Raw genomic sequence first — 13,069 nt, 5'->3', positions numbered from 1 at the left:
ATGTCCGATCACCTCCTCCCGATCGACGTGCTCGACGACCTCCGTAACGTGCTTGACGACATGGACGACTGGCAGTTCGATCCCGCAGGCTGGGCCGACATCGACACGCTGCTCGAACGGGTGGCGGTCTCCCTCGCCTCCGGGGCGACCGACGAGTTCCGGGATGCCGTGGCGGTCCTGGAGTGGAGCGGCCCCACCAAGGCCAAGAGCGCCGACAGCGGCGCCACCGGCAAACAACCGCCGAAGATCCGCGAGAAGGTGATCCGGCTCAGGGACACGCTCGAGAGCCCGAAACGGTCCGGTCAGGAAAAGCCGAGCGGTGAGTCCCGCAGCCGCTGACAAAGAACTGGTGGTCCACCTCTTCGCCCGGGGGGACGGGCCGCACGCTGACGCTGCCTACGGCGAGCTGAGGGAGATCTGGACGCGGTGCCGGGAGGTGCTCGGCATGACCGCTGCGCTCAAGCGGTCGGGGCTACCCACCACCCTTCCGGTGATGCTCGGCGACCTACCCAGGGATCTCGGTGGGGGCGAGATGGTCGTGGCCGCATGTCAGCACCCGCACATGCTGTACCAGGCGGTGCTGCGCCGGTTTCCCGCGACCGTCAACCTGTCGGCGGTACTTTCCCCTGGCACCGTGTTCGACGGCGCGCCCGGCTGGGCTGAACTCGACCGGTTGTGGCGTTCGATCACGGGACCGTGGTCGGGGCTGCTGCTCGGGGCGGCGTATCTGTTCCTGGGAAAGGCCGAGGTTTCCGGCTCGGCCGAGCCGAGCCTGGCTGAGCAGGTCGCCGAGGACCTACCGATCACCGGCCCTCACGGTTGGTGGCATGACGGGGTGTTGACCGCAGCCGGCCTGGCTCTGTGGGAGCCCCGCCTACGCGGGTCCGACGACCGCGCGGAGCGCTGGTTCCTGATTCTCGCCCGACCCGAGCACGACGACCAACTCAGCGACTGGACGTGGTCGAACGGGCTGCCCGTCCTGCCGCCCTTCGGCCACCATCTCCGACATGCGGCCACTGTCCGTCACCAGCTCAGGGTGTGGCAGGAAGCCGGCGGACTGCGCCGAGTCCAGCAGCGACTGGACGCCGCCGGCCCTGATGACCTGACGGAGATCCGCACCGACCTCGCCTACTGGCGGGCAGCCCTGCGCGAGATGCGGCACAGCATGAAGAACGCGGAAGTCGCCATACGCGAGATCCTGGGCCCCGACGCCTCCGGCGCTGCCGGTCCGCTCGCCGACGACCTGGCGCTGGCCGGGTGGCTCCGTCGCAGCCTCAGAAACGAACTGACCACGTTGGCCATAGCTGACGACCGAGCCCGTGCGCTGGCCGAACTCCCACCCGCTCGACGCTCCGAACCCACAGGAGACCCCGTGCCCAACCCGCGCGACGTTTTCGTGATCCACGGCCGGGACGAACAGGCCCGCCAGGCCCTCTGGACCTTCCTGCACGCCATCGACCTGCACCCGCTCGACTGGGAGGAGATCGTGCGGCAGACCGGCGAACCCTCCCCCTACATGGGCGAGGTCCTGCAGCGGGCCTTCCAGACCAACCAGGCCGCCGTCGTCCTGATGACCCCGGACGACGGCGCCATCCTGCACGAGAGCCTGCGCAACAAAGGCGATCTCGTGCATGAGAGCGAACTGACCGGGCAGGCTCGTCCCAACGTCCTCCTGGAGGCCGGCATGGCCCTGGCCCTGCAACGCAACCGGACGGTGATCATCGAGATCGGCAAACTACGGCCGATCTCCGACCTGGCGGGCATAAACACCATCCACTTCGACGGCACGCCGGCCAGCCTGCAGAAGATCGCCCAACGGCTCAGCGCCGCCGGCTGCGCCGTGAACATGATGGGGACGGACTGGCTGAACACCAGCCGCTTCAAGGATCTCTCCGCGTACGATCGGACGTTCTGAACGACCCGGTCAGCTCCGTTGGGTGCGCCCTAGCGGGCCAGACGCTCCAGTAGTTCGTCGAGCAGTCCGCGTTCGCCCGGGGTGAGGTCGCCCGGGTCGTCGTCGACCAGCGCGCGCAACGTCAGCGCGGCGCTCGCCCGGGTCGCGGGGGCGTCGGTGGTGGGCGTGTGCAGGACTCCGGCCAGCGCGGCCTCGCGGACGCGTCCGGACAGTCCGAAGTCCGGCTCCGTCTGGGTGATCAGGGTGAGCGTGATGCCGACGTTGGCGGCGAACACCTGTTCGGCGGCGTCCGCCGCCGGCACCCTGAGCATGCCCTGGGTCGCTGCGGCGGTGAACCGCTCCCGCAACGCGGCGTGCGCGGGAGCGGTGACGGCGCAGGCTCTTCCCGGCTCGGCGCGGCCGTAGAGCAACCCGTAGAACGACGGGTGCTCCAGCCCGAACCGCACGTGCCGGTCCCAGCCCTTGCGGAGGTCGTCCAGCGGGTCGCCCGAGTTCTCGACCGCCGTGTACTGGGTGAAGCCGTGGTTGGCCACGGCGTCGATCAGGCCCTGCTTGCTGCCGAAGTGGTGGTAGAGCGTCGGGGCCTGCACCCCGGCGCGTTCGCACACCGCCCGCGTGGACACCGTGGCGCCGCTCTCCAGCATCTCCGCCGCGGCGAGCAGGAGACGATCCCGTGCGTTGGTCACGCTTGCTATGGTAGCTCATGTAGCGCTACATTGCGCTCTATAGCGAGAGGAGAAGTCCATGCGGACCTGGTTCATCACCGGTGGAACCCCCGGGGGCTTCGGCCTGGTCTACGCCGACGCTGCGCTGGCCCAGGGGGACCAGGTCGCGGTGACCGCACGTCGCCCCGCTGAACTGCGCAAATGGGCTGAACCGTACGGCGAGCGGGTGCTGGTCCTCCAGCTCGACGTCACCGACCCCGACCAGGTGCGCACGGCGGTCGCGGCGGCAGAGGACCGGTTCGGCGGCATCGACGTGCTCGTCAACAGCGCGGGCCGTGGCTGGTACGGCTCGATCGAGGGTGCCCCCGACGAGATGATCCGCCGCACGTTCGACCTCAACCTGTTCGCCGTCGTCGAGGTGATCCGCGCGGTCCTGCCGGGTATGCGGGCCCGCGGCGACGGCTGGATCGTCAACATGTCGTCGGTGGCCGGCCTCGTCGGCGCACCGGGGTTCGGCTACTACGCGGCGGCGAAGTTCGCGATCGAGGGACTCACCGCGACACTGCGCCAGGAGGTCGAGCCGTTCGGGGTGCGGGTGCTCTCCGTAGCGCCGGGAGCCTTCCGTACCAGTGCCTTCTCCTACTTCCGGAACGAACCCGTCACCGAGACCGTCGACGCCCACGTGCCGATGGTCGAGGCCGTCAAGGCGGCATTCGTGGACGCCGACGGCAAGCAGGCCGGAGACCCTGTTCGTGGCGTGCAGGCCGTGATCAGCGCGATGAACGCACCTGTCCCGCCGCACCGGATCGTGCTCGGCAACTCCGGCTACGACGCCGTGGTCGCGATGCACGAGAACGCACTCGCGGAGCTGCGCGCCAACGAGAAGCTCTCCCGCAGCGCGGACTTCTGAGCCTGCCGTCCCCGAGAAACCGGAGAATGGACATGAACGACATCACGCTGCCCGACCCTGTCGAGAACTTCGTCGCCGCCACCAACGCACACGACCCGAACGCACTGACCGCGGTCTTCGCCGACGGGGCCACCGTACGCGACGACGGGAAGACCTGGACCGGCCGGACCGAGATCCGCGAGTGGATCCAGGGGCACCTGATCACCCCCAGGATCGTGCTCACGCCGACCTCGTTCGCGGACGACCGGCTGGTGGCCTCCGGGGACGGCGACTTCCCCGGCGGCCCGCTGTCCTTCTCGTTCGTCTTCACCATCAAGGACGACGAGGTCACCGACCTCACTATCGCCCCGGTCTGATCCGTCAGCGGCCGTGCCAGCCCAGGGGAGGCCGGCCTCCCGATCATCGGGAGCCGGCCACGTGAGGTGCCGAGGTGCGACCGCGGCACGGTGACGGGCCCACCCGGCAGCCCGGCGCGACCGGACGAGGAAAGTCGCACCCGAGCCGTCTACCGCAGCCGGGTCACCGCGGGGCGCGCGAGGAGTGATCGTCCATCAGCTCCTGGACCACCGTCCACATGTGGCCGGCACCGGAGAACAGCGCGGGGTCGAGCACCTCGTCGCCGAAGTCGACACCGAACTCCCTCTCCAGGTCCGCCAGGAGCGCTGTCGCCCGTAGCGAGTCCAGGCCCAGGTCGAGAAGCGGTTCTGCCGGGATGTCCTCGTCCACGGAGAGCGCCGCCAGGTAACGGCGCAGGATCGCCTCGAACGACGCCGGCCAGGTGGTGGGTGACGACATCTAGGTCTCCGTTCCGGGCGGGGCCGCGTCGGCATGGTCGAGGAACCGTCGGGTCAGTGCCGGATAGTCGACCTTGCCGTTGCTGTTCGTGTCGATCGCCTCCACCGCGAGCCACCGCGTCGGCAGCATGTACGGGGGCAACGTCCGGGCCAGTACGGACCGTACCGACGCGTGGTCCGGCGGCCGGTCGCCGGCGGCCACGTAGGCGAGGCCGATCTCGCGCCCGGCAGCCTCGGGGGAGTCGACCGCCACGATCGCCACGTCGGCGAACTCCGGCAGCTGCCGCGCCACCCGGGCGATCTCGTCCAGTTCGATGCGGTACCCGCGGGACTTGATCTGCCGGTCACCGCGACCGTGGAAGTGGGCGAGCCCCTGCTCGTCGATGCTGGCACGGTCCCCGGTGCGGTACCAGCGGGTGACGTCGTCCCCCTCGACGGTGCCGAACGCCGCCGCCGTCTCCGCCGGGCTCCGCCAGTACCCCGGGCTGAGCCCGACCCCGGCGATGTGCAGGTCACCGACCACGCCGGTCGGCACCGGCCGCCGGTGTTCGTCGAACACCCCCAGGCGCTCACCGGGCAGCGCGGTGCCGATCGGCACCCCGGCACCCGACGCCGGCATCGCCCCGACGTCGTGGTAGCTGCTCGCGACGGTGGCCTCGGTGGGCCCGTAGAGGTTGGTGAACCGGACGTGCGGCAGGTTCGCCATCCAGTGGCGCAGGCCGTCGACCGGAAAGACGTCCCCGCACCAGACCACCCGGCGCAGGTCCGGCATGTCCCGCACCACACCACGGTTGGCCATCGCCATGAGGACCGACGGCACGGACGACCACTGGGTCAGCCGCTGGTCACGGATGAACCGTGCCAGCAGGTCGGGGGCGAGGTTGTAGTGCGCCGGCACCAGGTGCAGCGACGCGCCGGCCGCCACCGCCGAGTAGATGTCGAGCACGGAGAAGTCGAACGACAACGCCGAGTGGCAGGAGAGCCGGTCCGCGCCGGTCAGTCGGAAGTGCTCCCGCGCCCAGGACGCCAGACACAGCACGCTCCCGTGGGTGATCGGCACTCCCTTCGGCGTCCCCGTCGAACCCGAGGTGAAGAGCAGGTACGCGAGGTCGGTGCGGCCCGGTTCGGTGGCCGGTGGCGTGGCCGGTGCGGCGGAGACCTCGGCCGCCAGGACGTCCTGCGGTCGCCGTGCGTCCGGCGGTGGGTCGGTGAGCCAGACCGTCACGGCCGACGGACCGTCCCAGCACTGCCGGAGCAGACGGCGGGTGGTGGCATCCCCGATCAGGAACCGGGGCTCGGCCGCGACGATCCGGGGCCGCAGCCGGGCCGGCGGGCTGGCGGTGTCCAGCGGAACGTAGACGCCACGGCATTTCAGGACCGCGAAGATGGCGCAGATCGCCGCAGCGGTCCGGGGGAGCAGGAGGACGACCCGGTCGCCCGGCCGGAGCCCACGGGCCGCCAGGACGTGGGCGAGGCGGCTGCTCTCCCGCTCCAGGTCGCCGTAGGTCAGCACCCCGCCCTCGTCGACCACCGCCACGCTCGACGCGTCACGGTCGGCCTGTTCCCGGACGAGATCGACGAGGCTGCCACGTGCCACGGCCCGTATCCCCATGTCGGGCTTCCCCTCCGGAACCTCGTAGTTGGTGCCGCCGACGAAAATTCCCGCCTTTCTACCACACGATCATTGCCGCGAGAGGACACAGTTTCCCGGTGCAAGGGAACCGAACCAACCACCCGGACTCCTGTTCGGACGGTGCTCCACGCCGGCCGTTGCCGCCGGCACCACGGGGCCCGGGAACCCTGCTTGACACCCGGCACCCGCTCGCCGATTCTCTAGGTGATCACTGGTCGATGCCGTTCCTCCGGTCGATCCCACTGCCGGCTGCCACCGGTGCGGCCCCGTGACGCAGGGCCGCCAAGGGAAAGGAGTCCCACGGTGACGGCCATTCTCGACGAACAGCTCATCGACGACCGGGAGACCACTCCCGAGAGCCTGTACCTGCGCTGGGAGCGGCAGAACTGGTCCACCCAGGACCTCACGATGGCCGCCGACCGACCGGCGTGGCAGGCGCTGCGGCCCTTCCTCTACCAGGAACTCAAGGCCGCCCTCGTGGAACTCGCCGTCGGCGAGGTCGCCGTCGCCCGGCTGCTGACCCCCCTGGTGTACGCGGCCCCCACCCAGGCCGCCCAGTTCTACCTCTCCAGCCAGCTCGTGGACGAGAGCCGGCACAGCATCTTCTTCCTCGGCTACCTCCGGGCGGTGGAGGGGGCCATCGAACCACCCCACGCGTACGCGCTGCGGTGCCGCGCGGAGGCCTCCGCCGCCACCGTGGAACTGTTCGACGCGTACCTGCTGGAACAGACCGAACGGGTGCGGCGCGACCCGGACGACCGCGACGCCTGGTACGCCGCGGTGACCACCTACCACGTGGTGGCCGAGGGGGCGCTCGCGCTGGTCGTGCTCCGCTCGGTCGCCGAGGCGGTCCGCCGCTGCGGCCAGCTGCCCGTGCTGGCCGAGGGACTGCGCAACGTGATCCGCGACGAGTCCCGGCACGTCGGTTTCGGCGTGTGGGCGATGCGCCACGCCGTGGACAACGGCCGCCGGCAGCTCGTCGGCGACCAGGTCCTCGACACCATCCCGTACGTGGTGCACGTGCTGGTCGGACCGGAGCGGCGCAACCCGTCGGCGCTGCCGATGGTGGTCCGGGCCCGGGGCCGGCAACTGCGCGACCAGTGGGACACCGCCCGGGACGCGCTGCTGCGCCGCGTGCGCGCCGCCGGTCTCGACGACGTCGACGCACAGGTCACCGAGGTGTGGCGGGCCGCCGAGGAGCGGGCCGTCGCCGACTACGAGAACCGGCACGGCGTGCCACATCCGATCCGGAGCCTGAACTGAGGAAACCGGAGCCCGAGCTGAGGAAACCGGAGCCCGAACTCAGGAAACCGGAGCCTGAACTGAGGAAAAGGGAGAAAGTCCGATGGCAGAGCCCGTCGAGGTGACGGTCCGCCAACTGGTGGCCAGCATGGCACCCCACCCGGCCGGGGACGTCACCGACGGCCAGCGACTCGTCGAGGACCTGCACTTCGACTCGCTCACGCTCATCGAACTGGCCGTCGCGTTGGAGCGGCGGTTCGACCTGCCACCGATCTCCGACGACGAGGCGATGGACGTCGTCACGGTCGCCGACGTGGTGGCGCTGGTCAGCCAGGCCGCCGGATGACGACGCCATGAGCCTGACCGGCTGGCTCACCGAGCCGCGCACCGGCCACGGGCTACGGGTGGCCACCGACGACGCCGGTTGGGCCCGGCACGACTTCCCCTCCCTCGCCGCCGCCGCCCTGGACGTGGCCGGACTGCTGCGCGGCACGGGACTGCGCCGGGGCGAGGTGGTCTCGCTCCTGCTGGTGTCACCGGAGACGTTCCTGGCCGGGTTCTTCGGAACGCTGGCGGCCGGCGGGGTGGTCAATCCGATGCCGCCGCCCGCCGGGCTCGGCGCGGGTGCGGCGTACCCGGAGCAGTTGACCCACCTGATGCGGGTCGCCGGCACCCGTACCGTGCTCGTCGACCCGCACCTGGCCGGGACCGCCCGCAGCGCCGCAGCCGCCGCCGGTCTGGCGGTGACCGTGCTGACCGTCGCGGGCCCGGACCAGCCGGGCGACGCGGGGCCGGGCCGGCCCGTCGCGCCTGCCGCCGACGATCCGCAGCCACCGGCCGGGGACGAGGTGGCGCTGGTCCAGTTCACCTCCGGATCGTCGGGCCACCCCCGGGCGGTCGCCATCCGCGCCGACAACCTCCTGGCCAACGTCACCGCCATCCGCCGCTGGCTCGACATGGACGCCGCCGACGTGACCGCCACCTGGCTGCCGACCTACCACGACATGGGGCTGATCGGCTGCACGTTGGCCCCGGTGCTCAACCAGAGCGACATCCTCGCCATGCGGCCGGACCAGTTCATCCGCTCACCCCGACGCTGGCTGTCCTGCTTCGGCGAGCAGGGTGCGACGCTGACCGCCGCACCCACCTTCGGCTACGCCTACGCCGCCCGGCGGATCGGCCCGGACGAGCTGGCCGGAATGGACTTCAGCGGCTGGCGGGCCGCGATCGTCGGAGCCGAACGGGTCAGCCGGCACACCCTGGAGTCGTTCGCGGCGCTGCTCGGCCCGTACGGGTTCCGCACCCGCACCTTCCTCCCCGCGTACGGGCTGGCCGAGAACACCCTAGTAGCGACCGGCCTGCACCTGGCCCCACCACCGGTGGCGCTCCGGGTCGCCGGCGAGCTGCGCCCCGGCGAGCCGGTCGAGGTGACCGCCGTCGAGGAGGTCGGGACGGACCCGTCGGCCGACGACGACTGGTTGGTTGGCTGCGGCGATGCCCGCGACGGTGTCGCGGTGACCGTCGTCGACGACGAGGGCAGGACGCTGCCGCCCGACGTCGTCGGGGAGATCGCACTGACCGGCCGGTCGGTGGCCGCCGGATACCACGGTCCCGCCGCACCTGACGCCGCCTTCGCCGAGGGCCGGCTGCGCACCGGCGACCACGGCTTCCTCCACGACGGCCAACTGTTCGTCCTCGGCCGGGCTGGCGACAGCCTCAAGGTACGCGGACGCAACCTCTACGCGGAGGACCTGGAGGCCCGTCTCGCCGGCGTCGACGGACTCTCCCCGGAACGGGTCGTGGTGCTGGCCGGGTCCGCCGGCCACACACCCGTACTGCATGCGCTGATCCGGCAGCGGCCGGGGCCGTGGGCCGCGGAGGTCGCGCGGATACTCGGCCGGGAGGGCGGCCCCGGCGTACGGATCCGGGTGCTCAGCGTGCCCGCGCCCGCGGTGGCGCGTACCACCAGCGGCAAACCACGACGGCGGCCCATGTTCCGGGCCGCCACGGACGGCTCCCTCCCCGGCGAGGTGCTCTACGACTCCGCCGAGCCCGCAGCGTGGCCGCGATGAGCGCCGTCACCGCAGCGCAGACCGACAGCTGGCTCGCCGCGCTGCGCCGGATCACCCTCGTCCCGCCGGCCCACCGCGAGGCCACCGTCGACCGGGCGGGCGCGCTGGGGCTGCTGCGTTGCCCCGCCGAGACACTGGATCTGCTGGTCGAGGCCGGTCTGCCGGTCACCGGCGAGGGCGACGAACGGCGGTTCTGCCACTACGACCTGATCAACCTGGGTCTCTACTCGGGCAGCGGGAACAGCCTGCCGGAGATCGGCTGGGAGTTCGCCTTCCGGTTCTCCCTCAAGCCCGCCGCCACCTGGACCGAACCGAGGTCCTGGCGGATGACCGCGACCCTGAGGTGCCCGGACGGCGGATGCGGCACCGACCCCGGCTGGCTGCTGCACCGACCGGTTCCGGAGCTGACCGGTGGCGCGGCCTCCGGCTGGACCAGCGCCGCCGGGCCGGTGACCGTGACCGACGACGAGGTGCGGCTGCCGGCCGTACCCGACCTGGTCACCGTCGACCTGGACCTGGTCACCGCGGGCCGGGCGGACCGGATCGTCTCCCCCCGGCTGGCCCGGCTCTTCGCCGACATCCGGCACGGCGGGCCGCGTTTCCAGATGCTGCCGTCGAGTTGGCAGGTCGACCCGGACGACACCCTCGCCAACGGGGTGGTCAACTGCGTCTCCGCCAGCCTGTACCTCGAACGTGAGTGCCGGGCCATGGGGTACGAGGCGTACGCCCGGCGGGGTTGGCTGATCGGGATGATGGACCTCGACCACGCCTGGCTGGAGGTGCGCGACGACGACGGCCGGATCAAGGCGGTGGACCCGGTGATGGCGCTGCTGGCCCGCCTGCTTCCCGGCGACCGGACCGCCTTCGAGGAGTTCTGCATCGGCTCCAGCCTCAACCGGGTGTTGCCCTGCGCCTGCCGGGCGGAGGGTCCGATGGCGGTACACCACTGCGGGGGCCGGACCCGTCCGCTCGCGGTGGGCACCACCATCAAACCGCTGCGGCCCGGCCGACCGCGGGCTGATGGACCACTGCCGTGACCGTCGGGTCCAGGGTTTACCGCACGGGCACCGAGGCCCGCTATCCGGCCATCACCCAACGGGGCACCCTGAAACCGACCCAGCTGGTGCACCTCCTCGACGAGGTCTCCGCCGGCTGGTGGCAGGAGACGGCCGGCCTCGACCGCTGGTCCTACTTCGAACGGCACCGGGTCCGCGCCGTGGTGCGGTACGTGCAGGCGTACACCCCGCCGGTGCGGGTGCTTCCCGGAGCGCCGCTCGACGCCGAACTGGCCGTCACCCTCGGCGTCGACCGGCGTGGCTGGTACGGCGGGCACGACGAGCTGACCCTGCGCGCCGCCGACGGCACCGTGGTGGCGGTGTGGACCAGCCGGTGGACCTGGTTGGACGCCGGCGCCGGGGCACGACCCACACCGCGCACCGAGGCGCCCCCGGGCTTCGGCGGCGACTCGCCGCTGCTGCCGGAGCTGCCGCGACGACCCCGCAGCGGCGGAACCGAGACGGCGGCTTTCACCTTCAGCGACCGGGAGACGGATCTGAACGACCACGTCTTCTTCGCGTGCTACCTGGAGCGCGGCGAGAACGCGCTGGCCGACGCGGGGGTGCCGCCCGGCCGTACCGACACCAGCCGGTGCTGGTACCTGCGACCGGCGCGGGCCGGTCAGTCGATCACACCAGCGGTCACCGAGACCGCCCACGGGCACGTCGTCGAGCTGCGCTTCGGCGCGGGCGGCTTTCCGGCGGCGGTCTGTGAGTACGCCAGCATCGAGCGGTGACCGAGCCGAGCCCAGGCCGGTCGGGATCGGACCGGTGTCAGCCGCTCACCGCCGCCGAGAGCGTCGTCGTGCTCCTCCGGCCGCACGGGAGTCCAGCGACCGGAGGGCCTCGTGGTGGGCCTGACCGCCGGACACCTCGGCGAGGACGTCGCACACCCCGGCGTCCACGTGGACGCCGGAACACCGGGACCCGCTGCGTGTGCTGTCGGGCCGGGCCGTGGCCGGCCGGCGTCGGTGGTGCGGGTTAGCATCGGCGACGGCATGATCGTGCGAGGTGCCCCGCGCACGCGGGGAGAATCGGGAAGCCGGTGTGATTCCGGCACGGGCCCGCCGCGGTGACCGGGGAGCGACCGTCCAGGCGCGAGGAGCGCAGCCACTGGCCCAAGGGCTGGGAAGGCGGACGGGTCGGCGTTGATCCGGGAGTCCGAAGACCGGCCTCGCGTCGAGCGCCCACCCGTCGGGGTGGGCCGAGCGCAGCGGGAGCCTGCCTGTGGAACTCTACGACGCCATCCACCGCCGCCGGGACGTCCGGGCCGAGTTCACCGGGGAGCCGGTGCCGGCCGACACCCTGCACCGGATTCTCGACGCCGCGCACGCCGCGCCCAGCGTCGGCAACTCGCAGCCGTGGGATTTCGTCCTGGTCCGGGACCCGGCCGTCCGTCGCCGGTTCCATCGGCACGTGCAGGCCGAGCGGGCGACGTTCGCCGCCACCCTGGACGGTGCGGCGGCCGAGCGGTTAGCGCGTATCAAGATCGACGGGGTGCTGGAGTCGACGCTGTCGGTGGTCGTCACCTACGACCCGCAGCGCGGCGGCCCGGCGGTGCTCGGGCGGCACGCCATCGCCGACGCGGGCCTCTACTCGGTCTGCCTGGCCATCCAGAACCTCTGGCTCGCCGCCACCGCCGAAGGGCTGGGCGTCGGGTGGGTGTCCTTCTACCGGGAGCCGTTCCTGGCCGAGCTGCTGGGTGTGCCGGCCGGCATCCGGCCGGTGGCCTGGCTCTGCGTCGGGCCGGTCACCCACCTGGAGGCCGTGCCCGATCTGGAGCGGCACGGGTGGCGGCGGCGCAGGCCCCTCACCGAGGCGGTCCACCACGACCGGTGGCTACGGCGGGGGACCGACCAACCGAACAGCTAATTCGGGTACGTCGATGCGACGGCTAGGCTGGCGTCGCACTGAGTCATCACTCGGCCACGTTGGGAGGAGTTTCATGCGTACCACCGTCAAGGTGCTGGCGGCGTCCGCGCTCGCCGTCCTGAGCCTCGCCGCCGCCGGCGCCACGCCGGCACTCGCCGCCGCCCCGGCGCCCTTCTGCGAGTCCGGCGCGTCGCAGTTCTACTGCGACGCCAGCAGCACCGGCACGACGACCTGGAGCATCACCTGGTACTCCGGCAGTGTCGGCACCTTCACGACCGCCGCGCCGACCCTCTTCGCCACCTGCCCGGCCAGCAACCTCGGCCACCCCGTGCGGGCCAGCTACAGCTATGTGGACGGCGGCACCACCCAGTACAGCGGCACCACCCAGTTCATCTGCCGCAGCGGCCCCTGGCAGTAGGGCCGTCCGGCGTCCGGCGTACGCGCGGGTGACGCGCGCACGCCGGACGGGCTCTGGTGTGACCACCACCCGGGCGTCGACGCCGGACTTTCCGGGACCACGGGCACCGACGACCGGACGCCGGTCACGTCGTGGTGATGGCCGCAGCTCGTGAGTAGCTGTACAGGATGTATCCCCGGTAGACGGCGGCGTGGAACAGGTAATGCGCGATGCCCACCATCTCACCGTCGCGCCGTGCGCAGATGCCCCGGATCTGTTCGCGGTCCACCAGGCGCTGCCACGTGCGTTCGTAGCCCTCGTCGTCGACCTCGGTTGCGGGTCGACCCGGCCGGCCCGCCCAGTGCGCGGGGAAACGCCGGGTCAAACCCTCCCACTCTTCGCGGTCACGTCCAGTCAACGAGTCGATGCTCACCACGGCCGTCATCCTCGCATCACCTCCCGTACTGCGGAGGGCGTCGGACGCGGTGTCCGGCGGACCGGACGCCACCTCGGT

General features: G+C 71.8%; 15 protein-coding genes and 1 riboswitch. Of the genes, 11 read left to right on the top strand and 4 right to left on the bottom strand.

What is annotated here, in order from left to right; all coding sequences use genetic code 11:
• Together JQX11_RS03465 and JQX11_RS03460 are read left to right on the top strand one after the other, a co-directional pair.
• A complete protein-coding gene (locus JQX11_RS03465) occupies positions 1-339 on the top strand; it encodes a CATRA system-associated protein (protein WP_204923475.1) in 339 nt (112 codons plus the stop codon).
• Positions 320-1,915 (top strand): CATRA conflict system CASPASE/TPR repeat-associated protein, encoded by a 1,596-nt coding sequence (locus tag JQX11_RS03460; RefSeq protein ID WP_307826044.1) that lies wholly within the window; start codon positions 320-322, stop codon positions 1,913-1,915. Before JQX11_RS03465 ends, JQX11_RS03460 begins: the two co-directional genes overlap by 20 nt.
• Positions 1,916-1,944: 29 nt before the next feature.
• Here the strand turns inward: JQX11_RS03460 and JQX11_RS03455 are convergent, their stop codons facing one another.
• Positions 1,945-2,601: a TetR/AcrR family transcriptional regulator gene (locus JQX11_RS03455; RefSeq protein WP_204923473.1), complete on the bottom strand. Its 657-nt coding sequence runs from the start codon at positions 2,599-2,601 to the stop codon at positions 1,945-1,947.
• A gap of 58 nt (positions 2,602-2,659) precedes the next feature.
• On the opposite strand from JQX11_RS03455, the gene JQX11_RS03450 reads away from it, so the two are divergent.
• Positions 2,660-3,490, top strand: coding sequence for an SDR family NAD(P)-dependent oxidoreductase (locus JQX11_RS03450; protein WP_204923472.1), 831 nt, complete (start codon positions 2,660-2,662; stop codon positions 3,488-3,490).
• Between the two features lie 32 nt (positions 3,491-3,522).
• On the top strand, positions 3,523-3,846 hold the full coding sequence (locus JQX11_RS03445) for a nuclear transport factor 2 family protein (RefSeq protein WP_204923471.1): 324 nt from the start codon (positions 3,523-3,525) through the stop codon (positions 3,844-3,846).
• Between the two features lie 163 nt (positions 3,847-4,009).
• Here the strand turns inward: JQX11_RS03445 and JQX11_RS03440 are convergent, their stop codons facing one another.
• Positions 4,010-4,285 (bottom strand): acyl carrier protein, encoded by a 276-nt coding sequence (locus JQX11_RS03440; RefSeq protein ID WP_204923470.1) that lies wholly within the window; start codon positions 4,283-4,285, stop codon positions 4,010-4,012.
• Positions 4,286-5,881 carry an amino acid adenylation domain-containing protein gene (locus JQX11_RS03435; RefSeq protein ID WP_204923469.1) on the bottom strand — a complete coding sequence of 532 codons (1,596 nt, stop codon included), beginning with the start codon at positions 5,879-5,881 and terminating at the stop codon, positions 4,286-4,288.
• A 339-nt stretch (positions 5,882-6,220) separates the two neighbouring features.
• On the opposite strand from JQX11_RS03435, the gene JQX11_RS03430 reads away from it, so the two are divergent.
• From JQX11_RS03430 to JQX11_RS03400, 7 genes are all read left to right on the top strand, one after another.
• On the top strand, positions 6,221-7,180 hold the full coding sequence (locus JQX11_RS03430; protein ID WP_204923468.1) for a ferritin family protein: 960 nt from the start codon (positions 6,221-6,223) through the stop codon (positions 7,178-7,180).
• Positions 7,181-7,262: 82 nt separating this feature from the next.
• Positions 7,263-7,505, top strand: coding sequence for an acyl carrier protein (locus JQX11_RS03425; RefSeq protein ID WP_204923467.1), 243 nt, complete (start codon positions 7,263-7,265; stop codon positions 7,503-7,505).
• Between the two features lie 7 nt (positions 7,506-7,512).
• Positions 7,513-9,231, top strand: coding sequence for an AMP-binding protein (locus tag JQX11_RS03420; protein ID WP_204923466.1), 1,719 nt, complete (start codon positions 7,513-7,515; stop codon positions 9,229-9,231).
• Positions 9,228-10,268 carry a hypothetical protein gene (locus tag JQX11_RS03415; protein ID WP_204923465.1) on the top strand — a complete coding sequence of 347 codons (1,041 nt, stop codon included), beginning with the start codon at positions 9,228-9,230 and terminating at the stop codon, positions 10,266-10,268. Before JQX11_RS03420 ends, JQX11_RS03415 begins: the two co-directional genes overlap by 4 nt.
• Positions 10,265-11,023, top strand: coding sequence for a hypothetical protein (locus JQX11_RS03410; protein ID WP_204923464.1), 759 nt, complete (start codon positions 10,265-10,267; stop codon positions 11,021-11,023). The genes JQX11_RS03415 and JQX11_RS03410 overlap by 4 nt, the downstream gene beginning before the upstream one ends.
• A 256-nt stretch (positions 11,024-11,279) precedes the next feature.
• A riboswitch (cobalamin riboswitch) is annotated at positions 11,280-11,477 on the top strand.
• Positions 11,478-11,513: 36 nt separating this feature from the next.
• Complete coding sequence (bluB, locus tag JQX11_RS03405; protein WP_204923463.1) at positions 11,514-12,158, top strand: 5,6-dimethylbenzimidazole synthase; 645 nt, start codon at positions 11,514-11,516, stop codon at positions 12,156-12,158.
• A 73-nt stretch (positions 12,159-12,231) separates the two neighbouring features.
• The gene (locus JQX11_RS03400) at positions 12,232-12,576 is read left to right on the top strand and encodes a hypothetical protein (protein ID WP_204923462.1); all 345 of its coding nucleotides are present in this window, start codon (positions 12,232-12,234) and stop codon (positions 12,574-12,576) included.
• A gap of 124 nt (positions 12,577-12,700) precedes the next feature.
• Here JQX11_RS03400 and JQX11_RS03395 read toward each other — a convergent pair whose 3' ends face one another.
• Positions 12,701-13,000 (bottom strand): GNAT family N-acetyltransferase, encoded by a 300-nt coding sequence (locus tag JQX11_RS03395; protein ID WP_204923461.1) that lies wholly within the window; start codon positions 12,998-13,000, stop codon positions 12,701-12,703.
• Between the last annotated feature and the right edge of the window lie 69 nt (positions 13,001-13,069).

The sequence above is a fragment of the Micromonospora humida genome (assembly GCF_016901255.1).
Taxonomy (GTDB): Bacteria; Actinomycetota; Actinomycetes; order Mycobacteriales; family Micromonosporaceae; genus Micromonospora; species Micromonospora wenchangensis.
Note: the sequence above shows the minus strand (reverse complement) of the source record. Positions and strands in the feature narration are given on the sequence as shown.

Bases quoted from the DNA above. Each gene is read 5' to 3' on its own strand.
- JQX11_RS03395 (WP_204923461.1), bottom strand. From the start codon at position 13,000: ATGACGGCCGTGGTGAGCATCGACTCGTTGACTGGACGTGACCGCGAA.
- JQX11_RS03415 (WP_204923465.1), top strand. From the start codon at position 9,228: ATGAGCGCCGTCACCGCAGCGCAGACCGACAGCTGGCTCGCCGCGCTG.
- JQX11_RS03440 (WP_204923470.1), bottom strand. From the start codon at position 4,285: ATGTCGTCACCCACCACCTGGCCGGCGTCGTTCGAGGCGATCCTGCGC.
- JQX11_RS03450 (WP_204923472.1), top strand. From the start codon at position 2,660: ATGCGGACCTGGTTCATCACCGGTGGAACCCCCGGGGGCTTCGGCCTG.
- JQX11_RS03420 (WP_204923466.1), top strand. From the start codon at position 7,513: ATGAGCCTGACCGGCTGGCTCACCGAGCCGCGCACCGGCCACGGGCTA.
- JQX11_RS03465 (WP_204923475.1), top strand. From the start codon at position 1: ATGTCCGATCACCTCCTCCCGATCGACGTGCTCGACGACCTCCGTAAC.
- JQX11_RS03425 (WP_204923467.1), top strand. From the start codon at position 7,263: ATGGCAGAGCCCGTCGAGGTGACGGTCCGCCAACTGGTGGCCAGCATG.
- JQX11_RS03400 (WP_204923462.1), top strand. From the start codon at position 12,232: ATGCGTACCACCGTCAAGGTGCTGGCGGCGTCCGCGCTCGCCGTCCTG.
- JQX11_RS03445 (WP_204923471.1), top strand. From the start codon at position 3,523: ATGAACGACATCACGCTGCCCGACCCTGTCGAGAACTTCGTCGCCGCC.